The following is a 25,670-nucleotide window of genomic DNA, read 5'->3' as shown; positions in this document are numbered from 1 at the left end:
AAATCCAAAGAGTGGCTGGAAGGCAAAGCCGCGAATGCTCATGTGTCGACGGATCGGGTGCTCAAGGCCGCTAAAGCCAAAAGACCTTGAAAGGGCTGGCTGTAAGAGCGGAACCGCCAGTGGCCGTTACCGCAGAAACGGATATACACACCAACCTCAAAAATCACGCCCCCCACAAAAGGCCTAAGCCAAGAGGGAGTAAACCAACGCCGTAATCGCCACCAACCCCACCAACGTAACGAAGACATTCGAAGCCTGGCCACGATATCGGGCCATGGCCGGAACTTTGCGAATGGCATACATCGGCATCAGGAACAGGATAGCCGCGATAACCGGCCCGCCCAAGGTTTCAATCATGCCCAGGATGCTCGGGTTGAGGGTAGCGACGATCCAGCACACTACCAGCATGAACGCCGCGGTGAGGCGATCCAGGGTCTTGGGCGCTGGCCGCCGGCCGCTCTTGACGATCAGGCCCTTGAGGCCTTCGCTGGCGCCGATGTAGTGCCCCAGGAACGACTTGGAGATGGCGACAAACGCAATCAACGGCGCGGCAAAGGCGATAGTCGGGTTGCTGAAGTGGTTGGCCAGGTACGACAGGATCGACAGGTTCTGCGCCTTGGCTTCGGCCAGTTGCGCCGGGCTCAGGGTCAGCACGCAGCTGAACACGAAGAACAGCACCATCACCACCATCAGCACATGGGCACGCGACAGGATCTGCGAACTGCGTTCCTCGGCGTTGCCGCCGTAGCGACGTTTCTGGTCCACCGCAAAGGCCGAGATGATCGGTGAATGGTTGAACGAGAACACCATCACCGGGATCGCCAGCCACAAGGTATGCAGCAGCGCCGAAGCCTCAGGCGGCGTGGACGCCGTGGTCAGGATGCCGCCGTTCCAGTGGGGAATCAGGAACACCGCCAGGAACAGCAGCGCAACGATGAACGGGTAGACCATCAGGCTCATGGCCTTGACGATCGCCTGCTCGCCGCAGCGAACCACCGCCAGCAGGCCCAGGATCAGCACCAGGGACAACACAGCCCGAGGAGGCGGCTGGATATGCAACTGATGCTCCAGGAAGCTACCCACCGTGTTGGTCAACGCCACGCTGTAGATCAGCAGGATCGGGAAAATGGCAAAAAAGTACAGAAGCGTGATCAGCGCACCGGCCTTGAGGCCGAAATGTTCTTCCACCACCTCGGTGATGTCCGCGCCATCGCGACCGGATAACACGAAGCGGGTCAGGCCCCGGTGGGCATAGAACGTCATGGGGAACGCCAGCACCGCCAGGATCAGCAACGGCCAGAAGCCGCCCAGGCCCGCATTGATGGGTAAAAACAGAGTACCTGCACCGATGGCGGTGCCAAACAGGCCCAGCATCCACGTGGTGTCCTGGCGACTCCATTGGCTGAGGGTGGCTGGGACTGTCGCTTCAAAGCGCTCTTCGACGCTATTGGCCTGATCATTCATCCGGGCGGATCTCCGTATTCCGGTCACATGCACCCGGCCGGGACGAGTCGGAAAAACCCGACAGGCAGCGCCCTGGCCGAAACAGGGGCGCGATTGTCCGGGATTAGTGAGCAGAAGCAAAGACTTAGCTGAGGAGCGGTTATGCGTATCAGATCGCTGCCATAGAATTAGCCCTGCATTCCCTGTGGGAGCGAGCTTGCTCGCGATAGCGGTGGGTCAGCTTGCACCAGCACTGAATGTACCGCCGCCTTCGCGAGCAAGCTTTGCTCCCACAGGTCCTGCTCAAACAGATCTGATGGGTGTACGACCAGGAGAGCCAGGTCGGCTGTCAGGCCGCCTCGCGAGCAAGCTTTGCTCCCACAGGTCCTGATCAAACAGATCTGATGGGTGTACGACCAGGAGAGCCAGGCCGGCTACTAGGCCGCCTCGCGAGCAAGCTTTGCTCCCACAGGTCCTGCTCAAACAGATCTGACGGGTGTATGACCGGGAGAACCAGGTCGGCTACTAGGCCGCCTCGCGGTGGACTTTGATCTCGGGCGCCCCGTTAACCATGTGTCCGGTCCGTACACGCTTTTCGAAAGTGACCCGCCGTCAGGGCGGAACCCTAAGCGGCCGTTACCGCAGAAATGGATATGTACTCACACTACGACCGAAATGCACATAAAAAGCCAAGCCCCCCTGCCCCCGGCTCCTACAATCAGGTTGAATACGTGAAATCGCCCCAGCGCCCACAGGAGCCCAGCATGACCGCAACCGTTCTGGTATTGGTTGAAACCGTCAATGAATGCCTGCCGATTCTCGAAAAGCAGGGTTACCACCTGGAATTGGCGCCCACGCCTGCCGAACGCAAGACGGCGATTTTCGAACACGGTGAACGCTTCAGCGCAGTGCTGACCCGCGGCCCCCTGGGCCTGACGGAGGAAGAGATCGCCGCCCTGCCCAACCTGAGAATCATCTGCGTGATCGGTGCCGGCTACGAACAAGTCGACCTGCAGGCCGCGCGCCATCGGGGCATCGTGGTCACCAACGGCGCCGGGGTCAACGCGTCGTCGGTGGCCGACCATGCCATGGCGCTGTTGCTGGCGCTGGTGCGCGACATACCCCACTCCGATGCCGCCCTGCGGCGGGGCGAATGGCCAAGGGTTGCGCGCCCTTCCCTGGCGGGCAAGCGGCTGGGCGTGTTGGGCCTTGGCGCGGTGGGCATGGCAATCGCCAAGCGGGCCGCCCTGGGCTTTGACATGAGTATCAGCTATCACAATCGCCGGGTGCGCAATGACGTGCCCTACACCTTCTGCGCCACGCCCACGGAACTGGCACGGGTTTCGGACTTCCTCATCGTCGCCACGCCAGGCGGCCTGGATACCCGGCAGTTGATCAACAAGCAGACCCTCGATGCGCTCGGCCCAAAAGGGTTTCTGGTGAACGTCGCCAGGGCCAGCGTGGTTGCCACCGCCGATCTGATCAGCGCCCTGGAGCACCGGCGAATTGCCGGTGCGGCTCTGGATGTGTTCGATCACGAGCCCGAGGTGCCGCAGGCGTTGAAAAACCTGCCCAACGTCGTCCTCACACCCCACGTGGCCGGCCTGTCGCCGGAAGCGACCCGCGCAATGGTAGAGCTGGTGGGCCAGAACCTGACCGCGTTCTTTTCCGGCAAACCGGTGTTGACGCCAGTACCGTGGCCCGACGAGGAGCGTTAGAGAACGCCCAATAACGTCCACAAGCGCCGGGATTCGGCATCGGCACTGATCAGTTCCCCCAGCAACTCGCTCAACGGCTTGTTGCCCCACTCCACGCCGCGTCGGATCAGGTAGGGCACCGGGCTGTGGGGTTCGGTACGGGCCAGGTAACCGGCGATGACCAGTAACTGTCGGTAGGCCTCTTCACGATTGGCCGGTTCCTGGAAGACCTGGGCAGGTGCCGTCTGCGGCTGGGACGTCGACGTCGTCGACGTCGTCGACGTCGTGGACGTCGTGGACGCCGGGGACGTTTGCACCGGCGCGACGGTGGGTTGCTGTGGGTGCATCGCGATGAACTCCTCTACCAGTGCCAACAAGGCCTGCATCACGTCCTGCAGGGATTTGTAGCCCGGGGCCAGGTTGCCCAGGTAAGCGTCGCTCCAGGCTTCGAGCCGTTGCAGGTGTTGCAGGCTCAACATCAGGCTGCCCTGGCGATGCAACCAGAACGACAAGGGTGTGTTGCGAATCAGTTCGCCGAGTTTCTTTTGATCGTTGCGCGCCGCTTCGGCCGAGGCCTTGGCGTTCTTGCTGTCGTTGACCAACACTTGCTGGCGCTGCAAGCGTTGCCAGTCGTCCAGGCAGAAAGCGGCGAAGGCCTGCTCCCGGCCGTCGAACAACGGCACCCGCGTCAGCAGCACTTCGCTGTAGCGACGGGCCAACCACTCCAGGGGGATCACCCGCCATGACTGGTCGCCTTCCTCGGCTTGGGGGTGCAACTGCTCCGGATAGCGCTCACACAGCCCTGCCACCAGCGCCAGGCTGCCCGGCAACCCTTCCAGCCCAGCCATATGCAGCCAGGCCTCCCCCAGCCAGGCGCTGATCATCAGGTCCTTGCTGCGTTCAAGCAGCAACGTGGTCGCGAGCCGTTCCAGGTCCGGCCACAGGGCGCGCTTGATCGAAGACTGCCACACACCGGTGGGCAGGCTGGTGTCGTCCTCCCGGCGCAATTCGCGCAACTGGTCATATTCCGGTTCGTAGCGCAGGTCCGGGCCAGAGGGCGATTCGGCGCTGATCGGCTCGAGCAACTGGCTGACCAGCTCAGGCAAAGGCGATATCGGCAAGCTCACAGGCCCTCCTCACGAGTGGCAATGGCGGGGCTCGATGCGGTCGCCATGAAAGGTGAACGGGGCGCCCGCGTCGGCAGCGGCGGGATCGACAGGGGCAGCTTGGAGCCCTGGCTCATCAACGACAGACGCATGAACATCAACGTTTGCTGCGCCGTGCGGGCCTGGGTCTGGGCGGTCACCGGCAGTTGCAGGGCCAGGGGAAAATCGGTGTAGTCGACATTCGGCTGGCGCTGGACCGACACCTGCGAGCGCATCAGGCGCAGCAACGACCAGGGCCCCTGGTACTCCCAACCGGCCTCCAGGTCGCGCACCACCAGGTTCGGTTGCAGCGGATCATTGGCCGGACGCTGGTAGCCGTTACGGGCCCAGCGCAAGGTCAGGCGCACGGGTTGGCCGACCATCCAGCGCAGGTTCTGCTGGCCGCCGCCGGGGTAGCTGATCTGTTGGTTGCCGGCGTCCAGGCTCCAGGCGATCACCTGGTCGGCGCCGCGCTCCTCATCGCGATCGGTACGCCAGCGCACGTCCATTTCCACCCCAAGGATGCCACTCTTGTCCCGCACGAACAGCGGCCCGAGCCAAGTACCGGCCTGTTTCAAACGGTTGAGGAAATCCTCGGCCGCCAGCCGGTCAGGTGTCTGGCTCAACGTCAGCCCGGCCTGGGCCAGGGGCAGGCGCGTGTCGATCAGCTCCAGCAAATGCTGGACCCGCGCCGGGTCGGCATCGCTGGCCCGCACGTCCTGGGAAAACGGGAAGCGCCCGGCCAGGTACTGATTGAAATAGTTGGCCAGGTCATTCCAGGCCGTCGCCGCCTGGTTCTGTTGCAGGTACAAGCAACGTTGCAAGGCGCCCTGCTGCAACGCGACGGTGCGCAGGGCCAGGTCACCGCGTCCGCCGGGCAGGCTGGAGGTCTGCAAGATCTGCGCGCAGGAAGTGGTGTCCATGGCGATAAAGTCCCGGCTGACCAATTGTTCCAGTTGGGCCGCCGAGCTGGCCGGGTTCTGGTTCTTGTACTTGAGCAATTCATCGTTGAGGGCCATGAAGCGTGCCACCTGGTCGTGTTCCAGGGCCGACAGGTTGTCCTGCTGGACGATCAACCATTCCAGCGCGGGCATCCGCTGCTCGGCGATCTGCAGCATCGCGCCGAATTGCTGGGCCAGGTTCAACTTCAGGTCTTGCGGATCGCTGGCACCGTAGAGTTGCAAGCCGAAGTTTTTCGAACCGTCCCAACGCTGGACATCGGCCCGCTGGCTGAACAGCGGCTGGGCATCGATTTCGTCCAGGCCACTCTTGAGTTGCGCCAGTGCCCGGCGATTGAGCAGACGTTGGAAACGAATCGCCAGGTCGCCACGGTGCACGTCCATGAAGGCCTTTTGCAGCGCAACGGCCTGGGTCGTTTGCACATTGAAGCCCATGCCGGGCAACGCCTCGTAGCTTTCATCCAGGCTCAACCACATGGCCCGGGCCGCGGCGCCTTCAGCGGCCTGCATCAGCGCGTCACGGTAATCCGGCGGAATGCGCGGCATTTCTTCATTGGCATAGCTCTTGTAGCTGGCGAAGTAGTTCAGCGCGACGCTGAAATCATCGCTGCCATCGCCCTGGCCCATCGAATCGGGGTTGTTGCCCGACGGATCCTTCTGCATGGCCAGCGCCACGAAATCACGCTTGAACAACGCCTGCACCGCACCGTCCAGCGCCGTGACATGGTCTTGCAAGACCAGCAGGCCACTGCCCTGCTGCACCAGCAGATTGTCCCGTGAACCGGTCTGGACGATCCACTGGTCACGAAAGCTCTGCTGGAGTTTCGCCGCCTGACTCTCCAGGTCCTGCTCGATATCCGGCCCCAACAACGTGCTGTGGCTGACCTTGTCCAGCATCTGGCTGTAGCCGGGTACCAGGTCCTGGCCCTTGCCCCGGCCCCAGGCCGAGTTGGTCAGGCTGACCAGCGTCTGCAAATCGTCGATCAGCGCCATCAGGTCTTCGAGTTCGCTCAAGGAGTTGCCGCCGCCGGCCTCCAGCCGTTGCAGGTGCAGTTTGAGGTAGCCGGCCTGGCGCACGAAGTTGTCCGCCAGGAAGTAATGGTCCAGCCAGCGCTGCATCAAGCCGGTGAAATTATCGGAGATCACCGGGCGCGCGGCGTTCAGGTCCAGCCCTTTCAAATCGCTGTTCTGGGCATCGAACAGCACCCGGTTATAGAACCGTGGCCGGCTCAAGGTGCCGGTGTTGAGACCCAGGGACAAGGCGGTGTTGCTCAGTTGCACCAGTTCGTCCAGCGGTGCCTTGGGATCGTTCACCACCTGGCTGAACATCTGGTTGTGCTGCTCAAGGCGTACCGCGAGCTCCACCAGTTCCTTGGCTTTCACGTAGCTCTGCCACTGCGCCGGGTCTTCGTTCTCCACATTGCCCCGCCGCTCAGTGTTGCGGATGGATTTGAGCTGTTCCAGGTCGGAATTGAGCAGGTCCCGCAGAGGCAATATCCAATGGTGACGAGCCGTCAGGCGCAACCCATTCTCCAGCTGCGTGTCCACGGAAGAGAACCACGACGTAGGAAAGACCACCGAGACGAAGCGCCAGCTCGGGGCCTTTTCCAACATGTTCCAGTAGTTCTGCACGTTGTGTCGGGTCGGTTCCAGCTGCGGTTCGTCAGGGTCGACCACGAGGTGGTTCTTATGGGTGCTGAGGATCAACCGCGACAGCCCTTCCGCTTCTTCCACCGAATCGTGCCAGACCCAGACCATGCCACCCAACCAGACCAGGCCCACCACCAACGCCACCGCGCCGACCAACCGATGCCCGCGCTGGCGCAGGCGCAACAGCCGTGGCACGGGCTGGGCCAGGCCACGCTCAGCCACCAGCCGTCGTGACCACAATTGCCGGGCGAACACGGTTTGCCGCTGGGCACTGTCGGCGGCGGTCAAACCATCACCGCTGACAACCGGCGCCTGGCTGGCAGTGAAATACACCCCGCGACAACGCGGTGCTTCGCCTTGGGCATTGCCCTGGAACACCGGCTCCAGCAGGATCTGCAAGGCCCGTCGCAAGCCTTCGAAGCGCTCCGGCAACCCATACAAATCGCTGCCCAATTGCCCCGACAGCGCACCGATCTCGATGATCGATTGCGACAGCGCCGCGTTGACCTGATCCAGGGCCTGGTCACTCCACTGCGACTGCCAGGCCGCATCCGGCAAATAGGGCGAGGACCAGCCCAGCATCGATTCACGCGCCTCGGCGGGCAGCGCGCTGACCAGTTCCTGGACCCCGGGCAGTTCTTCCATCCCGGTGATCACCACGTACACCGGCAGGCTGAGGCCGAACCGTTGCAACAGGTCGATAAAGCACCGCCGGACCTTGAGGCTCAGCTCGGTGGTGTGCTCGATGTCGTCAAGGGTGCTGAACGGCACCGTCCAGATCACCGCATCCAATGGCCGCTTGCTGCGCAAGCGCAACATCAGCCCCAGCAGGCGCCACCAATTTCCCCGTTGCCGGTTCATGCCGTCATCGGGCAGGAACAACGCCTGAGGCACCACCAGCACCGAGCCCTCGGCATCGGAAAACCAGCGCCCGAACCAGGCGACCTTGTCGGTCGGTTGCAAGCGCCACTGGGCGCACAGTTGGGCGCCGTCGCTTTCGTTGCCGAGCATCATCAACCAGGGCATCTGATAGCGGTCCCGGGTGCCCTGCTCCTGCTCCATGCGGCGCACCGCCCCATAGAAACTGCGGATCGCCGCCCCGCCTTGGGTCCGCAGCCACCAGATCAGGGCCGAGATCAACAGCACCACGACGATGGCGAGCACCACCAGGGCAACGATGCTCAGGGGGCTCATGAATCCAGCTCCTGAACCACCGCCGACTCGTTCAGTTGCAACACCGGTTCGAGCTCCGAACGGATGTCACGCCAGAACACCTGCCCCAACCCGGTCAGCAACAACACCATCGCCAGGATCGCCAGCCCCAGGCGAAAGCCGTCCGGCAGCGATTGCTGCACCGGCATGCGCAGTGGCGGCGTCGCCGAAGACAGCGCCAGGCGCTGGCTGACATCGACATAATCGGGTTCGTGTTGCCAGGCAAACGTGAACAACGCCAGGCGCCATTTCTCATGCTGGACCTGGCCGGGCTCGCCGCGCAGCCGGCCCTGGAACCCGAGGATCAGGCACTGCAAGTAGACATTGGCCAGGTCCCGGGTGCCGGGCATCTGCTCGTCCAGCAGTTTCTTGATCGCCGCCGGCAAGCGCTCGCCGGCCTGGCGGCTGGCATACATGCGTGACTCGAGGGGGTGCTGCTGCCACGCCAGTTGTCCGGGCCAGGGGCTGAACAGCAAGGTTTCGTCCACCAGCGCCACGAAGGCGTAGACCAGCGCCTTGACCTGCTCGGTAGCGGCATCGCCGACGGTGGCGAAGGCCACCCGCCACAGACGCTGGGCGCTGCGCCCGGAGAACTCCACCACCCGATTGACCAATACCGCAGGGTCGCTGTCCTTGGGCAAGTCTTGCCACTCCTGGGACCACTTCAGCCAGGCCTGGCGAAAAGCGCTGCTCAGCGGCGCCTCATGCAGACTCCGAACCGCCCCGCCACTTCCATCAGGCATACGACTCCCCTTTTGCGATCAGGCACTTTCACTGGCTTGCGCCACGAACAACACCACTTGCCACGGGCTGCTGGCCTGGGCCGAGGCCGGCGCCACGATGTGCAGCGGCAATTGCGCGTCGAACCATTGCCCGCTGGCGGCCACCACAAACAAACGGGTGTCCTCGCCCACGCTGTAGGCCACTTGTTCGTTGCGGCTCATGGCCTGGTGGGGCAGACCGCTCATGCGTTGTCGGCTCAGCAGCGGGATGTGCCGCGCCGACGCGATGATCGCCCCGCGCAACCACTCGCCCGCCGCCTGCTCGCTGGCGCCGTTGGGCATGCGCAGGCCGATCACCAGGCGCTGGTCCGGTTGGTCGTCAGGCAACTGGATCGAGAAGACCTGCTCATTGCGTTCGAAGGCCAGGCTGCGATAGCCGGCGCGAACCAGTTCCAGGGTGGTTTCCAGCCAGTCGAGCAACGGCTCGTAGCCGCGCTGCAATTCGAGGAAATCCAGCGGCGCGAAGGCCGGGACGCCCGCCAGCGGATCGAGGGCCGACCAGCTCCCGGCCAGCCCCAGCAGCAAACCGTAGAGTGCCTGGGGCGTGGCCACCCGGGTGTTCAGCGCCCCTTCGACTTCCGGCAAGCGCGCCCACAAGGCGGTCAACTGCCGGCGGATCTCCATGGCATCGTCCTGGTTGCCGGCCGCCTGGGCCTGGCGCAAGCGACCGGCGAGAAACATGCACTTCTCCCGGGCCCGGGCGCACACCCCGGCGATCCGTCGACCGAGGGCCGACTCCGGCAACAGGATCGGCGTTGGCGGGGTGTAAGGCACGCGCCAGAAACCACCGCCCTCCTTGCGGATGCGCAACAGCGGCAGGCAGATCGAATCGGCCTTGCTCAGTTGCGTGCACAGCCTCGGGTTGGGTCGCCAGACGGTGATCGACTCGGGAAATGCACCGCTGGTGAGGTCTGGCAACGCCTCGCCGACCACCGATTGCAGGCGCCCCTTGAGCGGCACCAGTTGCCCGGCGCGCCACAGTGGGCTGACGGCCAGGTACACCGTCACGGTGGCGTCGTCGGTCTTGTCGATCGCCTCGCCGATGTCCAGCTCCAGGGTCGGCCCGACACCGGCCTGCAGATTGACCGGCAAGCCGTCCGGCAAGGTGCCTTGCAATTGCAGCAGCCGCACCTGGCCGGCGCTGAGGGCCGAAGGATCGACTTCCAACTGGCTGACACCCCAGAACCAAGGGTTGCAGGCCCCGGCAAAATACGCGGCCAGCGCCTCGGCGCGCAGCCCTTGCAATTGAAAATGCTGGGGCAGCAATTGCATGCCCTCATGCCAGCACACCGCGTCAGGTAACAGACTCATACGACTCCCTTCGACATCCCAATGTCGCCGCGCATGGCGGCCCGCGGTCACTCAAGGCTGGCTGTCATCGAGCCCCGTCATTCACGAGGGTCATCTCGCGACTGTCGAACTTCAGCCAGGCCTCGCGCTGATCGTCCAGCCGAAGCCGGTGGGCTCCGGGAGTGTTATAGCTGGCGAAGACCAAAAGTCCAGCGGCGCGCCGCCCCTCCAACGGGAAGGGTTGGCGGTCGATGAATTGCCCTGGGACCAGCTCCAGCCCCCACACCGACATGAGTTGGCGATAGTCGCGCTGAAACTGTTCGCGCTCGGCGAACCACTGGCTGGCGGTGATGCCCGACAGCTGCTTGAGCAGGTCCGGGTCGTTCACCGCGATGAAATCCACCGCGATCGGCGTGTCGTCATTGGCACGCGGCGCGACGTCCAGGGTCAGGCTGCCCAGGTCGACGCTGGGGGCAAAAAGCGAGCAACCGGTGAGTGCCAGGCTCAAAAAAAATCCGAAAAAAAACCCACGCAAAATGAATCTTCCTTTTCTCAGCGGTCAAAAATTGTTTTTGCTTGCTTTTTTATAGACCTGTTCTAGCGTCTTGGGTAGTTCGACCCACACGGTCGAATGCGCCAGGTTCGTCAAGGGAATGACAGGTTTTCTGCCGTCCATTTGCAACCTGTGGATCAGCAAGGGAATGCGATGAGCGGGACTCCCGATGCATTGCGCCCACACATGCATCGGAGTCGGCCGCCATGGCAGAAAGTACCCAGCACAAGCTCGACAGAGTCCGTCCTCCCCGCGTCCAGATCACCTATGACGTGGAAATCGGCAATGCCATCGAGAAAAAAGAATTGCCACTGGTGGTCGGCATTCTGGCCGACCTCTCAGGCAAGCCACTGGAGCCGCTGCCCAAGCTCAACGAGCGGCGCTTCACGGAAATCGATCGGGATAATTTCAACGAGGTACTCGCGTCCATCTCCCCCCGCGCCACGCTCCAGGTGAACAACACCCTCAGCGGCGACGACAGCAAGCTCAACATCGAACTCAACTTCCATCACATCGACGACTTCGACCCGGTCAAGGTCGTGGAGCAGGTCACGCCGTTGCGCCGGTTGTTCGAAGCGCGCCAACGCCTGCGGGACCTGTTGACCAAACTCGATGGCAACGACGACCTGGACAAGCTGCTGCGCGACGTGATCGCCAACACCGAAGGCCTGCAGGAAATCAAGTCGGCGCGCCCCCAGGACGTACCGCCAGAGCTGCCGACCGTGGCCGCCAACGATGACCCTGCCCCGGCCGAACCACAGGCCTGATCGCGCGCATCATTCAAGGGAGATAACGCCATGCCTGCTTCATCCAGCGCTCAAACCAGCGAGAGCACGACCCAGACCCTGTCCCTGCTGGACAAGATCATCGCCGAGGGCCGCATGGCCCACGACGACAGCCAGCAAGACTACGCCCGCGACATGCTGGCCGAATTCGCCACCCAGGTCCTCGACGAAGGCATGGCCATCGACAAGGACACCGTGGCGATGATCAACGACCGCATCAGCCAGATCGACCAGTTGATCAGCGCCCAGCTCAACGAAGTACTGCACCACCCTGACCTGCAGAAACTCGAAGCCTCCTGGCGCGGCCTGCACCTGCTGGTGCAGAACACCGAGACCAGCACTCGGCTCAAATTGCGCCTGCTCAACGTCACCCAGAAAGAACTGCAGAACGATCTGGAAAAAGCCGTCGAATTCGACCAGAGCGCGCTGTTCAAGAAAATCTACGAGGAAGAATACGGCACCTTCGGCGGGCACCCGTTCAGCCTGCTGGTGGGTGACTACACCTTTGGCCGGCACCCCCAGGACATCGGCCTGCTGGAAAAACTCTCGAACGTCGCCGCCGCCGCGCACGCCCCGTTCATTGCCGCCGCCAGCCCGCGGTTGTTCGACATGACCAGCTTCACCGAACTGGCGATCCCCAGGGACCTGTCGAAGATTTTCGAGAGCCAGGAGCTGATCAAGTGGCGCGCCTTCCGTGAAAGCGAAGACTCGCGCTACGTATCCCTGGTGCTGCCGCACTTCCTGCTGCGCCTGCCCTACGGCCCGGACACGCTGCCGGTGGAAGGCATCAACTACGTCGAAGACGTCAACGGCACCGACCACAGCAAATACCTGTGGGGCAACGCCGCCTGGACCCTGGCGCAACGCATCACCGAAGCCTTTGCCAAATATGGCTGGTGCGCAGCCATTCGCGGGGCCGAGGGCGGTGGCGCGGTCGAAGGCCTGCCGGCCCATACGTTCCGCACCAGTTCCGGAGACCTGTCGCTCAAATGCCCGACCGAAGTGGCGATCACCGACCGCCGCGAAAAAGAACTCAACGACCTGGGCTTCATCTCCCTGTGCCACAAGAAAAACAGCGACGTGGCGGTGTTCTTCGGCGGCCAGACCACCAACAAGGCCAAGCTCTACAACACCAACGAGGCCAACGCCAACGCGCGGATCTCGGCGATGTTGCCGTATGTGCTCGCGGCCTCGCGCTTCGCCCATTACCTGAAGGTGATCATGCGCGACAAGGTCGGCAGTTTCATGACCCGCGACAACGTGCAGACCTACCTCAACAACTGGATCGCCGACTATGTGCTGATCAACGACAACGCGCCGCAAGAGATCAAGGCGCAGTACCCGTTGCGCGAAGCACGGGTGGACGTGACGGAAGTGGCCGGCAAGCCAGGCGCCTACAAGGCCACGGTGTTCCTGCGGCCACACTTCCAGTTGGAGGAGTTGACCGCCTCGATCCGCCTGGTGGCGACCCTGCCGCCGCCGGTAGCTGCCTGACCGCCCTTGGCGAGGGAGCAAGCTCCCACTGGGCTATGTGTAGGAGCTGCCGAAGGCTGCGATCTTTTGATCTTGATCTTTCGCTTTTGATTCAAGTGTCTGGGGAAAGATCGCAGCCTCGTTTCACTCGACAGCTCCTACAGCGCAGTCCGGCGGGAGCAAGCTCCCTCGCCACAGGTTCGGCGTTCATCTTTAACGGATCGGTATCGGGCACCGCCCATTTCGTCTTCTTCAGGAGTTCCACACAATGGATGCAATCATTCTCGACCTCGGCGGCGACATCAAGGGCGACAGCCTGCTGGAGGGTTTCACGGACAAGATCGAGGTCATGTCCTACAGCCACAACGTGGCGATGCAGGTCACCAACGACGTCAGCAACTCGGAGCGCACCTCCGGCCGGCCCCACATCGGCGAATTCACCCTGACCAAATTCGTCGACAGCTCCACCCCCACCCTCAATGAGTATTGCTGCGCCGGCAAGCCAATCCCGCAAGCCGTCATCACCATTGGCCGCAATGCCGCCGAGGGCAGCGGCAAACTCATGCCGTTCATCATCTACACCCTGACCAACGTCGTGCTGTCCAACGTCAGTGTCAGCGGCGGCACCGGCGGCAAACCGGTGGAAACCCTGTCGCTGAACTTCACCAAGATCAAATGGGAGCTCACCGCGCAGAAAGACGACGGCACCAAGGAAGGCACGGCGGGCACGACCTGGGACCTGGCCGCCAACAAAATGACCAAGTAGGGAAGCCGCGCCCATGGCTGGCTTCGGGCTGCGCCCACCCCTGTTCGAACGCCTGGCCAGCCCGACGAACGATACCGGGCGGGCGTTCGACCGGCAGGCGTTGCAAGACTCGGTGCATGCCGAACTGTCGCGCCTGTTCAATATCCGACGCGGCCCACGGGCGTTGACCGAACCGCCGAGCATCCTGGACTACGGCATTGCCGACTGGACCGCGCTGCAACAGCAGCGCAGCGATGACCGCCGTCAACTGACCCGGGAAATCCGCCAGGCCATCACCCACTTCGAACCTCGCCTGCGCCTGGGCGAGGTCGAGGTCTGCCCGGTGCCGGGCCATCCGCAGCAACTGTGCATACGGCTGCTGGGCGAGCTGCGCGGCGACCTGCATGCCTGGCCCGTGGCCTTTGTCATCGAGCACGCCGGCGACGGCCTTGAGGTACGACATGAGCGACTCGATTGACCCGCAACTGTTGGACTATTACCAACGCGAACTGACCTGGTTGCGGCATGCCGGGAGCCTGTTCGCCGAGCGCTACCCCAAGGTCGCCCGGCGCCTGGAGTTGTCCCCCGGCGAGTGCCCCGACCCGCATGTCGAGCGCCTGCTGGAAGGTTTCGCCCTGTTGGCCGCGCGCTTGCAACGCCGACTGGACGACGACTACGCCGAATTCAGCGATGCCCTGCTCGAACAGCTTTACCCGTTGGCCATGCGCCCCTTGCCGTCGTGCGCCATCGTGCAGTTCGAACCCGACCCCAGCAAAGGCAACTTGAACGAGGGCTACCCGCTGCCCCGCGACACACCGTTGTTCGTCACCACGGACACAGGCCAGAGCATTCATTTTCGGACCACCGCCGCCGTGCATTTGTGGCCGGTGGAAATCAGCGAGGCATTGCTGCTGGGCAGCGACGAAGCCCAGGCGCTGACCGGAGTGGTCCGGGCCCGCTCGGCCTTGCGCCTGGAGCTGCGGTGCCTGGGCGAAAGCCAGTGGTCGACGCTGGGAATCGACTCGCTGCGGGTACACCTGGCGGCATCACCGATCATCAACGCCGGGCTGTACGATTTGCTGGGCGCGCACGCCATCGAGGTCCTGGCCGGTGCGCCGGGCAGCGTGCCGGAGTCACTGACAGGCTTGCCACAGATCGTCGGCTTCGCCAGTGACCAAGTCTTGCTGCCGGATGAAGACGGTGTGCATCCGGGCATGCGCCTGCTGGCCGAGTACTTTGCCTTCCCGGATAAATTCGGTTTCTTCGATCTGCCACTGGCCGGCGCCACCAGCGACGGCCCGTCGTTGTACCTGTACATCGTTTTCGACCGCCCTCCCACCAGCCGCCTGCCGCTCCAGGCCAGCGACATCGCCCTGGGCTGCACGCCGGTGATCAACCTGTTTCCCAGGACTTCCGAGCCGCTGCGCCCGGATGGCACCCGCAGCGAGTACCGGTTGGTGGCCGACAGTCATCGGGAAAACAGCGTCGAGATCCACAGCATCCGTGGCATGCGTGCCATGTCCAGCCAGGGCGTGCGCAAAGTGCCGGCCTATTACGGCAGCCAGCATGGCAGCGACCAAACCTGTTATTGGCATGCGCGTCGGGTCAGTGGCATGAGCCCGAACCGACTGGGCACCGACTTGATGGTCAGCCTGGTGGACACCCAGTTCGACCCGCTGGCCGACACCCGCGACTACAGCCTCACCGCCGAACTGCTGTGCACCAACCGCCACCTGGCCCAGAGCCTGCCGGCTGGCACCCCGCTGGGTTTCGAGCGGCCGGGGCCAGTGGCCTGGGCGCGCCTGCGCAACCCACCCAGCCCGCAAAGCCTGCCGCGCCTGGACGGCGAATCGCGCTGGCGGCTGGTGTCGCAATTGACCCTCAACCATTTGTCGCTGGTCGAAGGCCCCCAGGCATTGGACGCCCTGCGCGAGATTCTCCAATTGCACAACCTGCGGGACGAGGCCAGCGCCCATCGCCAGATCGAAGGGGTATCGGGGCTGGGCTGCGACCGGGTTATCGCCCATGTCGGCGAAGACGCCTGGCGCGGCTGGCGCAACGGCCTGGAGGTGCGCCTGCAACTGGACCCGCAACACTTCGTCGGTAGCAGCGCCGTGCTGTTCTCCGGGGTACTGGCGCAATTCTTTTCCCTTTATGCCACCGCCAATCGCTTCGTGCGCACCGTGCTGGTCCAGTCCGACAAGGAGGTGAAGACATGGCAACCCCAAGCCGGCAAACCCCTGGTGCTCTGAACCTGAGCCAGCGCCTGCGGCGCGACCCGCAACGCTTCGAATGGCTCCAGGCCTTGCTGTTGCTCGAACGCGAACATCCCCAGGCCGAACCCCTGGGCAGCGGCACCGCGCCGCACGCCGAAGCCTTGCGCCTGCGCGGGCCCTTGACGCCGCTGTTCGCCGCCAGTGAAGTCGAGAGCCTGAGCCAGGAACCCGGCCTGCCGCCAACCCTCACAACGCCGATCTTCGGCCTCGGCGGCCCCGACGGCCCGTTGCCCTACGCCTACCAGGAATGGCTGCAACAACGGGCACGGGCGAAGGACTATGCCCCGGCGGAATTCCTCGACCTGTTCCAGCATCGCCTGCTCAGCCTGCTTTACAAGGTAATGCGCAAACATCGCATCGCCCTGGGTTTCACTGCCCCGGGATCGTCCGCCGTACACGCGCAACTGCGGGCGTTGACCGGCCTGCTGCCCAAGGCCTTGCAGGAGCGCCAGGCCGCCCCCGACTCGGCGGTACTGGCCTGCACCGCGCTGTACGCCGATGGCCGGCGCTCCCTGGACGGGTTCGCGGCGATTGTCCGTGAACAGTTCGGGCTGCCCGTGGAGCTGACCGCCTACGAAGGTGGCTGGCGTGAAATCCCGCCAGCCAGCCGCAGCCGCTTGCAACCGGGCGGGCGCAACCTGTGCCTGGGCCGCAACGTGGTGACCGGCACCCACGTCTGGGACGAACATGCCGGCGTGCGCCTGACCCTCGGCCCGCTGACCACGGGCCAGGCCAGCGGACTGCTGCCCAACGGCGAAACCCATGCGCTGCTCGCCAGCCTTTACGCCCTGTACTTCGGCCCCGACCTGGATTGCACCCTGGTGTTGCTGATCCGTGGCGCCGGCCCGCTGCAACTGGAGCGCCAGGCAGCGCCACGGCTGAACTGGAACGGTGGCCTGCAACGCCAGCCAACCCTCGCCGTGCAACGGATCGAAACCCGCCTTCGTCAGCCGGAGATTGCCTGAAATGGAACTGGCCAGCCTGATCGGACGCCTCAACCCGGACAACCGCCGCGCCCTGGAACGGGCCGCGCAACGCTGCATGCAGCGCAGCCATCATTACGTGGAAATCGAACACCTGCTGTTGGAATTGCTCGACATCGAGGGCGGTGATTTTGCCTGCCTGCTGCCACGATTCGGTCTGGAGCGTGACGCGGTGGCGACGGAAACCAACAAGGCCCTGGACCTGTTCAAATCCGGCAGCACCCGTACACCCGCCCTGTCGGCGCAAACCATCGGCCTCTTGGAAGACGCCGTGGTCCAGGCCAGTGTGCTGGGCCTGGACAGCATCCGCTCCGGGCTGTTGCTACTGGCGCTACTGGACCGTGATGAGCGCCGCAGCCTGCTGCTCAACAGCGCCTCGTCGTTGCTGCGCATTCCCCGCGACGCCCTGCGCGCCCACCTATTGGAGTGGACCGAAAGCTCCCGTGAGCATGTCGGTGGCGTGCGCCCGGCCAAACCCGGCGAGCCTCCCCAGAAACAGGACCCGGTGCTGGACCAGTACACCCAGGACCTGACCGCCGACGCCCGGGCCGGGCGCATAGACCCCATCGTCGGCCGCGACGGCGAGATCCGCCAGTGCATCGACATCCTGCTCCGGCGCCGGCAGAACAACCCGATCCTGGTGGGTGCGCCGGGCGTCGGCAAGACCGCGGTGGTGGAAGGCCTGGCCCTGCGTATCGCCGCCGGGGATGTGCCGCCGTCGTTGCAGGAAGTCACCCTGCGTGTCCTCGACCTGGGCCTGTTGCAGGCCGGTGCCGGCGTCAAAGGTGAATTCGAACAGCGCCTCAAAGGCGTGATCGACGCGGTACGCAGCGCCGAAAAACCGATCATCCTGTTCATCGACGAAGCCCATACGCTGATCGGCGCCGGCGGTGCGGAAGGCGGCAGCGACGCGGCCAACCTGCTCAAGCCGGCCCTGGCCCGAGGCGAGCTGCGCACCCTGGCCGCCACCACCTGGTTGGAATACAAAAAATATTTCGAGAAAGACCCGGCCCTGGCCCGCCGCTTTCAACTGGTGCAGGTCGAAGAACCGGACGAACTCACCGCTGTGGAAATGCTCCGCGGCGTGGCGAGCAAACTGGAACAGCACCACGGCGTGCAGGTGCTGGACTCGGCCATCCACGAGGCGGTGAAGCTGTCCCACCGCTACATCTCCGGGCGACAGTTGCCGGACAAAGCCATCAGCGTGCTCGACACCGCCTGCGCCCGGGTCGCCCTCGGCCAGCACGACGTGCCGCCGCCGCTGGAAAGCCTGCGCCATCGGCAGAACAGCCTCAAGGACGAGGTCGAACGCCTGCGCCGGGAACAAGCCACCGGGCTCGATCACCGCGAACGCATCACCCTGCTCGAAGGCGAATCGACCAGCAACGTGCAGGCCATCCGCGAGCTGGAAACCCGCTGGGGCGAAGAGCGCGAAGCCGTGCGCGAATTGCTCGACACCCGGCGCGAACTGCTTGCCCTGAGCGAACGCGCCGACAGTGAAAAAGCCGACACCGAGATCGATAACCGCATCGACCACCTGGCCGCCGAACTGCTGCGCCTCGAGGCTGGCCTGGATGCCATTCGCCAGGACGATCCGCTGGTGCCCGAACAGGTGGACAGCAAGACCGTCGCCGCCGTGATTGCCGGCTGGACCGGCATCCCGGTGGGCAAGATGCTCGCCGACGAAGCCCACGCCGTGCGCACCCTCGGCCAGCGCATGGGCCAGCGGGTCATGGGCCAGAGCACCGCGCTGAACACCATCGCCCAACGCCTGCAAGCCTACCGCGCCGGCCTCACCGACCCACAGAAACCGGTCGGCGTGTTCCTGCTGGTGGGCCCCACCGGCGTGGGCAAGACCGAAACCGCCTACGCCCTGGCCGACGCCTTGTACGGCGGTGAACGCAACCTGATCAGCATCAACCTCTCGGAGTACCAGGAAGCCCACACCGTCAGCCAACTCAAAGGCGCCCCACCCGGCTACGTCGGCTACGGCAGCGGCGGCGTGCTCACCGAAGCGGTGCGGCGCAAACCCTATTCGGTGGTGCTGCTGGATGAAATCGAAAAAGCCCACCCGGATGTGCTCGAAGCCTTCTACAACGTCTTCGACAAAGGCCTGATGGAAGACGGCACCGGCCTGGTGGTGGACTTCAAGAACACCGTGATGCTCGCCACCAGCAACGTTGGCGCCGAGCTGCTGCTGGACACACCGACCGCGCAACTGGGTAGCGACGCCTTCAACGAAGCCCTGCACAAGGTGCTGCTGCAAGCATTCCGCCCGGCGTTTTTGGCGCGCATGACCGTGGTGGCATACCGGCCGCTGGATGAAGCGACACTGGAGGGGATCGTGCTGGCGAAGCTGGAAAAACTGCGCGGGCGCTACAAGGCTGCAACGGGCAAGCAGTTCGAATTCGATGCCGGGATCGTCAAGGCCGTGTTGGCCAAATGCAGCGCGGCGGGGGCACGGGACGTCGAGAATGTGTTGATGACGCAAGTGACAGGGAAGTTGGCGGAGTGGGTGTTGGAATAGGCATTAGACAAGTCAGAAGGGAGTGAACATGTCCTTAACTCGAGAAGTGGTTGCCGTTATCAATTCAACCGTGAACAGCGCCGATCGAAATTTCGTGGTCGGCTGGAATGAAACCCGCCAGTCCTTAATCGAAAATTGGGATTATTTTCGAACAATCTGGCGCGGCGCTGATATTGCCCGCCCCCAGCAAGAAGACTATGGCGCTGGCTTGGAGGATACCTTCCGCTGTCTGTGCAACAGAGTATTGCCGGTCTATCTGGCCCAGGCGGATCATGTTCTAAGTAGAGAAGAAATACCCAATAGAATCTTATTTCAGCAAGTCGTTCCGCCCCGCTCACCCGGTCCGCTCAGGCAACGGATAACCATAACCCTGGATGACAACAATGTGATCGAACAGGTCACAGGGAACTACATCGTTGAGTATCAGATCAATCCGAGCACGGCATTGACCGATATCGGGCGATATGGCGTTGACCCGGGAAGTGGCATCATCAGGGCCAAAATTTGGGACAGTGTTACCCGCCAGGAAAGTATCGAGGTATTCGAATTCGACATCGCCCATTTGCCGAATGCCCATACCAAACTGATTCACCCAGGGGATCCGGATTTCAATATTACCGTGAGCACCCTGATCGAACATGACATGTGCAACCTGCAGCTTATGTGCGGTCCCTGTAACGGTGCCAAACAGGGGGTGTCGTATCACTACTTTGCAGGTAACCCGGCAAGCGCATTATTTTATCGAAATCAATTCCACGGTCTTGGATGAAGCTCAAGGTGAACCACATGAGTGCTCGCAACGGACATTGACAGGAACAGAGCCACTGCCTCCCGGTAGACTCATGCTTATGGGCCGGACCGGCAGACGGGTTTCCCGAAGGTATTTTAATACGCCGAGAATGTCTGATGCCCCGCACCACTGACAGCAACACCACCCTCTCCCTGACCGCCACTTCCCTGTCGGCGCTGTACCCTGAATCGCTATCGGGCGAAGAAAGCCTCAACGCCCTGGGCTCGCACATCCTCAACGGCATCAACGACGGCGCCTCGTTAACCCTCACCACCGCCGTTGCCAGCCATGTCACCACGACCCTGCACAAGGACGCGCTGCTGCGCCCGTTGGACTTGCTGGTCGCGGAAATCCGCCAGCTCCCCGCCGACGCCACCGCCGATCGCTATCAACTCCTGCTCCGGCCCTGGCTCTGGTGGCTGAGCCTGGCCAGCAACAACCGCGTATTCCAGAACCTCGCCACCTCGGACATCGTCACCACGATTTTCAAGGCCCATGGTTTCACCGACTTCCAGCTCAAGCTCACCGGCAGCTACACCCCGCGCGAATACTGCGTGCAATATGGCGAGACCGACCTGGCCTTCGTCTCGCGCCTGCTGGAAGAAGACGGGATCTTCTGGTTCTTCACCCACGAGGAAGGCACCCACACGCTGGTCCTGGCCGACAGCAATGACGCTTTCGCACCGATTCCCAACGGGCCGACGGTGAACTACCTCGGGCAGATAATCGGCGAGCGGGAACTGCATGGCATCCGCTCCGGGCAAGTGTGCCTGCAAGCGGTGGCCGGGGTTTACCAGGCGACCGATTATGAATTCACCACACCGACGACATCGCTCTACAGCCAGGCCGAAGCCGTGGCCGGGCCAAGCTCGATGTACGAACATCCCGGCGGCTACACCGCCAAGGCCCAGGGCGATGCGTTGACCAAGCAGCGGGTGGACGGCCTGCGCAGCCAGGAGAAACGTTTTGTCGGCGAAAGCGATTGCCGCTGGCTGGTGCCAGGGTATTGGTTCACCCTCGCCGGCCACGAAGACACGACGCTGAATATCGATTGGGTCGTGACCTCGGTCAGCCACGAAGCCAGCCACGACAGCTATCGCAACCGCTTCGAAGCGATCCCCAAGGCCACGGTCTATCGACCGCCCCGCGTCACGGCAAAACCGCGCATGCACACCCAGACAGCGCTGGTGGTGGGCAAGGCCGGCGAAGAAATCTGGACCGATGAATATGGCCGGATCAAATTGCAGTTCCCCTGGGACCGCACCGGTAAGAACGACGAGACCTCATCCTGTTGGGTCCGCGTGGTCTTGCCCTGGAGCGGCAAAGGCTTTGGCATGCAGTTCGTGCCGCGCATCGGCCAGGAAGTCATCGTGACCTTCATCGACGGCGACCCGGACCGTCCCCTGGTCACCGGCTGCGTCTACAACGGCGATAACGCCCTGCCCTACGCCCTGCCGGCGAACCAGACCCAGTCCGGGATCAAGACCAATTCGTCCAAGGGCGGCGGCGGTTTCAACGAGTTGCGTTTCGAAGACAAGAAGGACGCCGAAGAGGTGTTTCTCCAGGCCCAGAAAGACTTCAACATCAACGTGCTCAACGACACCACCGCCACCGTCGGCCACGACGAAACCCTCACGGTGCAGAACGCCCGCACCCGCACGGTGAAGGATGGCGACGAAACCGTGACCCTGGAGAAAGGCAAGCGCAGCGTGACCATCCAGACCGGCAGCGACAGCCTCGATGTGAAGGACACCCGCACCGTCACCGTGGGCTCGGACCAGACCCACAGCACCGGCGGCAACTACGAGCACAAGGTCACCGGCAATTACAACCTGACGGTGGACGGCAACCTGACCATCAAGGTCAGCGGTACCCTGACCCTGCAAAGCGGCGGCAGCTTCGCGATCAAGAGCGGCGCAGACCTGGCGGCCCAGGCCAGCACGTCCATCAGCCAGAAAGCCGGAACGGCCCTGAGCAACCAGGCCGGCACCTCGCTGGAAAACAAGGCCGGCACCACCCTGACCAATGACGCCGGCATCAGCCTGGTGAACAAGGCGGCGGCCGAACAGACCGTGGACGGCGGCGGCATGCTGACCATCAAGGGCGGCCTGGTAAAGGTCAACTGACAGGAACCTACCGATGGCCTCGAAGAGACTCGACCTGGAACGTGGCGACAGCCAACTGCGCGGGCAACTGGTCGATGGCCAGCTCGACGGCCCGCTGCAAATCGAAGAAGCCCAACGCCCGCAAGCAAAACTCAGCTACAGCCAAGGTGAACTGCAAGGCACCAGCACCCTGTACCACCCCAATGGCAAGGTCTCGGCGGTATTGCCGTTCGTGAAGGGCAAGTTGCAGGGTGTGGCGAGTTTCTATGCGGCCGAAGGCGGGTTGCAACGCCAGGCCACGTACCGCCGCGGGTTGCTGCACGGTGAGGCCAACAACTACTTCCCCGACGGGCAACTGGCCGAAGCCGAGGTCTATCGCGACGGCGTGCGCGACGGCCGCTATCGCCGCCTGCACCCCAACGGCAACCCGGCGGTCGAAGCCCGCTACCTCAACGGCCAACTGCTGGAGCCGGCCCAGGCCTACGCCGAAGACGGCCGGCCGCTGGACGCCGAAGGCAAGCCAATCTCCCGGGTGCGCTGGTGGTTCAGGCGCTGGAATGATCCGGCGCAGGCCTGACTATTGTCTTCCCCCCCTGTGCAATGCCTGCAAGATTGCCAATCAGGGGATGAGCATCTGCACCTGCCCTGGCACAACGATCTTGATCACCCCGGCCCAGGTACACATCAAGGTGCTGTTGGCATCGATGGCCGGCATGTTGCCCAGCAACAGGGTCGGGGCGCCGCCGGGGATCCAGGGGGCGGCGGTGGCCGGGATGCAGGGCATGGGGGTCAGCACGCCGAGTGCCGCAGCGGTGGCGGCGGCCACGGTCGGATTCGCCAGGCTCATGCACATGCCGAACGTGGTGATGTTCACCAGCGGGATGTGATCCATGATGTTCGCTGCCGGCATCCCGCCGGTCAGCAGGCGATTGACCGGCAGCACATTGAGCACCGCCGGGGCAGCGCCGAAGCTGCATTGCAAGGTCGCGGTGCCACAGACTTGCGGGCATCCCATCGCGATGACTCCCTGAAAGCGACAGACCTCACAACCATAGCTCGCCCATGGCCGTCGTGCATCAGGCCCGCTGATTATCCTGCAACACGCTAACCTATAAGACCCTGGCGTGCTTGTGACGCCTCCCGCGCGCCATTAGATTAGCCAATGATCGATGGCCTCCAAAATAAGCAGAAGGGATAAGCATGGCGTTTACTGATCAGTCCACCCGCGTGCGCGACGGTGAAGAACTCGATGCCAACCTGATCGACCCGTACCTCAAGGCCCACATTCCCGGCCTGACCGGCGTGCCGCAGATCAGCCAGTTTCCCGGTGGCGCGTCGAACCTGACCTACCTGCTGGAATACCCCGAGCAGGAATTCGTCCTGCGCCGTCCGCCGTTCGGCCACAAGGCCAAGTCCGCCCACGATATGGGCCGTGAGTTCCGCATCCTCAATCAATTGCGCGAAGGTTTCCCGTACTGCCCCAAAGCCTACGTGCACTGCACCGACGAGTCAGTGATGGGTGCCGAGTTCTATGTGATGGAACGGGTCAAGGGCATCATCCTGCGCTCCGACCTGCCGCCGGAACTGGGTTTCGACGCCGCCCGCACCGAAGCGCTGTGCAAGAGCTTCATCGACCGGCTCGTCGAGCTGCACCGTGTCGACTACAACGCTTGCGGCCTGGCCGACCTGGGCAAGCCCGAAGGCTACGTGGCCCGGCAGATCCGCGGCTGGAGCGACCGCTACGAAAAAGCCCTGACGCCCGATGCGCCGAAGTGGGAAGCGGTCAAGGCCTGGCTCAACGACAAGATGCCCGCCGACCACCCCACGTCGAGCATCGTCCACAACGACTACCGCTTCGACAACGTGATCCTCGACCCGGAGAACCCGATGCAGATCATCGGCGTGCTGGACTGGGAACTGACCACCATCGGCGATCCGTTGATGGATCTGGGCAACAGCCTCGCCTACTGGATCGAAGCCGCAGACCCGGCCCCCGTCCAACTGATGCGCCGTCAGCCAAGCCATGCCCCTGGCATGCTGACCCGCCGCGAGTTCGTCGATTACTACGCCGAGCGCGCCGGGATCCGCATCGACAACTTCGACTTCTATTACACCTACGGGCTGTTCCGCCTGGCCGGCATCGTCCAGCAGATCTACTACCGCTTCTTCCACGGCCAGACCCAGGACAAACGCTTCGCGCAGTTCGTTCAGATGAACAAACTGCTGGAGCAGATGAGCCTGCAGGTCATCAGCAAATCCACGCTCTGAGCGCACCTATAACAAGGAAACAGCATGTCCAAGACCCAGTTGTTCGACCTCGACGGTAAAATCGCTTTCGTTTCCGGCGCCAGCCGCGGCATCGGCGAGGCCATCGCCAAACTGCTGGCCCAACAAGGCGCCCATGTGATCGTTTCCAGCCGCAAGCTCGACGGTTGCCAGCACGTGGCCGACGCGATCATCGCCGCTGGCGGCAAGGCCACCGCCATCGCCTGCCACATCGGTGAAATGGAGCAGATCAGCCAGGTATTCGCGGGTATCCGCGAACAGTTCGGGCGCCTGGACATCCTGGTCAACAACGCCGCCACCAACCCGCAATTCTGCAACGTCCTGGACACCGACCTGGGTGCGTTCCAGAAAACCGTGGACGTGAACATCCGCGGCTACTTCTTCATGTCGGTGGAAGCCGGCAAGCTGATGCGCGAGAACGGCGGCGGCAGCATCATCAACGTGGCGTCGATCAACGGCATCTCGCCGGGGATCTTCCAGGGCATCTACTCGGTGACCAAGGCTGCGGTGATCAACATGACCAAGGTCTTCGCCAAGGAATGCGCGCAGTTCGGCATCCGCTGCAACGCCCTGCTGCCGGGCCTGACCGACACCAAGTTCGCCTCGGCACTGGTCAAGAACGACGCCATCCTGAAGACCGCCCTGGCGCAGATTCCCCTCAAGCGCGTGGCCGACCCGAGCGAAATGGCCGGCGCGGTGTTGTACCTGGCCAGCGATGCTTCGAGCTACACCACGGGTGTGGCGTTGAATGTGGATGGTGGGTTCCTGTCCTGACAGTGAACCCTGTGAAAGACCCTGTGGGAGCGAGCTTGCTCGCGATAGCGTTGTATCAGTCAGACACGTACTGCTTACCCACCGCTATCGCGAGCTGGCTCGCTCCCACATCTATGGTTACCCCCTTTTCTGCAATACTGTTCTTGATGCGTGTTTGGCTTGCTTTCATCTATCCGGCGTCTGAGTGGGGTATAG

20 protein-coding genes are annotated in these 25,670 nt (G+C 63.3%); 13 read left to right on the top strand and 7 right to left on the bottom strand.

Going from position 1 to position 25,670, the window contains the following annotated elements; all coding sequences use genetic code 11:
* Positions 1-183: 183 nt before the first annotated feature.
* Entirely contained in the window at positions 184-1,464 is a 1,281-nt protein-coding gene (locus tag ASC85_RS24310; RefSeq protein ID WP_057451706.1) for a serine/threonine transporter, read from the bottom strand.
* 743 nt (positions 1,465-2,207) lie between these two features.
* On the opposite strand from ASC85_RS24310, the gene ASC85_RS24305 reads away from it, so the two are divergent.
* Positions 2,208-3,161, top strand: coding sequence for a 2-hydroxyacid dehydrogenase (locus tag ASC85_RS24305; protein ID WP_057451705.1), 954 nt, complete (start codon positions 2,208-2,210; stop codon positions 3,159-3,161).
* On the opposite strand, the gene tssA is transcribed toward ASC85_RS24305, so the two are convergent.
* The 5 genes from tssA to ASC85_RS24280 form a co-directional block, all read right to left on the bottom strand.
* Positions 3,158-4,267 (bottom strand): type VI secretion system protein TssA, encoded by a 1,110-nt coding sequence (gene tssA, locus ASC85_RS24300; protein WP_057451704.1) that lies wholly within the window; start codon positions 4,265-4,267, stop codon positions 3,158-3,160. The genes ASC85_RS24305 and tssA overlap by 4 nt on opposite strands.
* Positions 4,264-8,088, bottom strand: a complete 3,825-nt coding sequence (locus tag ASC85_RS24295; protein WP_057451703.1) for a type VI secretion system protein — start codon at positions 8,086-8,088, stop codon at positions 4,264-4,266. Before ASC85_RS24295 ends, tssA begins: the two co-directional genes overlap by 4 nt.
* Positions 8,085-8,849, bottom strand: a complete 765-nt coding sequence (locus ASC85_RS24290; RefSeq protein WP_057451702.1) for a DotU family type IV/VI secretion system protein — start codon at positions 8,847-8,849, stop codon at positions 8,085-8,087. Before ASC85_RS24290 ends, ASC85_RS24295 begins: the two co-directional genes overlap by 4 nt.
* Positions 8,850-8,867: 18 nt before the next feature.
* Positions 8,868-10,199, bottom strand: coding sequence for a type VI secretion system baseplate subunit TssK (gene tssK / locus ASC85_RS24285; RefSeq protein WP_057451701.1), 1,332 nt, complete (start codon positions 10,197-10,199; stop codon positions 8,868-8,870).
* A 64-nt stretch (positions 10,200-10,263) separates the two neighbouring features.
* Positions 10,264-10,713: a hypothetical protein gene (locus tag ASC85_RS24280; protein WP_013693577.1), complete on the bottom strand. Its 450-nt coding sequence runs from the start codon at positions 10,711-10,713 to the stop codon at positions 10,264-10,266.
* A 224-nt stretch (positions 10,714-10,937) separates the two neighbouring features.
* Here ASC85_RS24280 and tssB point away from each other — a divergent pair, with 224 nt between their 5' ends.
* The 10 genes from tssB to ASC85_RS24230 all read left to right on the top strand — a co-directional run bounded on the left by tssB (position 10,938) and on the right by ASC85_RS24230 (position 22,992).
* Positions 10,938-11,498: a type VI secretion system contractile sheath small subunit gene (gene tssB, locus ASC85_RS24275; RefSeq protein WP_057451700.1), complete on the top strand. Its 561-nt coding sequence runs from the start codon at positions 10,938-10,940 to the stop codon at positions 11,496-11,498.
* A gap of 30 nt (positions 11,499-11,528) precedes the next feature.
* The gene (tssC, locus tag ASC85_RS24270) at positions 11,529-13,010 is read left to right on the top strand and encodes a type VI secretion system contractile sheath large subunit (protein ID WP_014337906.1); all 1,482 of its coding nucleotides are present in this window, start codon (positions 11,529-11,531) and stop codon (positions 13,008-13,010) included.
* Positions 13,011-13,257: 247 nt separating this feature from the next.
* The gene (locus ASC85_RS24265) at positions 13,258-13,755 is read left to right on the top strand and encodes an Hcp family type VI secretion system effector (RefSeq protein WP_046063980.1); all 498 of its coding nucleotides are present in this window, start codon (positions 13,258-13,260) and stop codon (positions 13,753-13,755) included.
* Between the two features lie 13 nt (positions 13,756-13,768).
* On the top strand, positions 13,769-14,212 hold the full coding sequence (tssE, locus tag ASC85_RS24260; RefSeq protein ID WP_057451699.1) for a type VI secretion system baseplate subunit TssE: 444 nt from the start codon (positions 13,769-13,771) through the stop codon (positions 14,210-14,212).
* Entirely contained in the window at positions 14,196-15,986 is a 1,791-nt protein-coding gene (tssF, locus tag ASC85_RS24255) for a type VI secretion system baseplate subunit TssF (RefSeq protein ID WP_057451698.1), read from the top strand. Before tssE ends, tssF begins: the two co-directional genes overlap by 17 nt.
* Complete coding sequence (gene tssG, locus ASC85_RS24250; protein ID WP_057451697.1) at positions 15,950-16,975, top strand: type VI secretion system baseplate subunit TssG; 1,026 nt, start codon at positions 15,950-15,952, stop codon at positions 16,973-16,975. Before tssF ends, tssG begins: the two co-directional genes overlap by 37 nt.
* 1 nt (position 16,976) lies before the next feature.
* The gene (tssH, locus tag ASC85_RS24245; RefSeq protein ID WP_057451696.1) at positions 16,977-19,520 is read left to right on the top strand and encodes a type VI secretion system ATPase TssH; all 2,544 of its coding nucleotides are present in this window, start codon (positions 16,977-16,979) and stop codon (positions 19,518-19,520) included.
* A gap of 28 nt (positions 19,521-19,548) precedes the next feature.
* Entirely contained in the window at positions 19,549-20,289 is a 741-nt protein-coding gene (locus tag ASC85_RS24240) for a hypothetical protein (RefSeq protein WP_057451695.1), read from the top strand.
* Between the two features lie 137 nt (positions 20,290-20,426).
* Positions 20,427-22,436, top strand: a complete 2,010-nt coding sequence (tssI, locus tag ASC85_RS24235) for a type VI secretion system Vgr family protein (RefSeq protein ID WP_057451694.1) — start codon at positions 20,427-20,429, stop codon at positions 22,434-22,436.
* Positions 22,437-22,449: 13 nt separating this feature from the next.
* Positions 22,450-22,992, top strand: coding sequence for a toxin-antitoxin system YwqK family antitoxin (locus ASC85_RS24230; RefSeq protein ID WP_057451693.1), 543 nt, complete (start codon positions 22,450-22,452; stop codon positions 22,990-22,992).
* Between the two features lie 42 nt (positions 22,993-23,034).
* On the opposite strand, the gene ASC85_RS24225 is transcribed toward ASC85_RS24230, so the two are convergent.
* The gene (locus ASC85_RS24225) at positions 23,035-23,430 is read right to left on the bottom strand and encodes a DUF4280 domain-containing protein (RefSeq protein ID WP_003202818.1); all 396 of its coding nucleotides are present in this window, start codon (positions 23,428-23,430) and stop codon (positions 23,035-23,037) included.
* Between the two features lie 185 nt (positions 23,431-23,615).
* Here ASC85_RS24225 and ASC85_RS24220 point away from each other — a divergent pair, with 185 nt between their 5' ends.
* Together ASC85_RS24220 and ASC85_RS24215 are read left to right on the top strand one after the other, a co-directional pair.
* Positions 23,616-24,683, top strand: a complete 1,068-nt coding sequence (locus ASC85_RS24220) for a phosphotransferase family protein (protein WP_003202820.1) — start codon at positions 23,616-23,618, stop codon at positions 24,681-24,683.
* Between the two features lie 24 nt (positions 24,684-24,707).
* Entirely contained in the window at positions 24,708-25,475 is a 768-nt protein-coding gene (locus tag ASC85_RS24215) for an SDR family oxidoreductase (RefSeq protein WP_003180553.1), read from the top strand.
* Positions 25,476-25,670 lie beyond the last annotated feature (195 nt).

It is taken from the genome of Pseudomonas sp. Root401, from assembly GCF_001425105.1.
Lineage (GTDB): Bacteria > Pseudomonadota > Gammaproteobacteria > Pseudomonadales > Pseudomonadaceae > Aquipseudomonas > Aquipseudomonas brassicacearum.
This window is presented reverse-complemented; position numbering and strand designations above follow the sequence as displayed.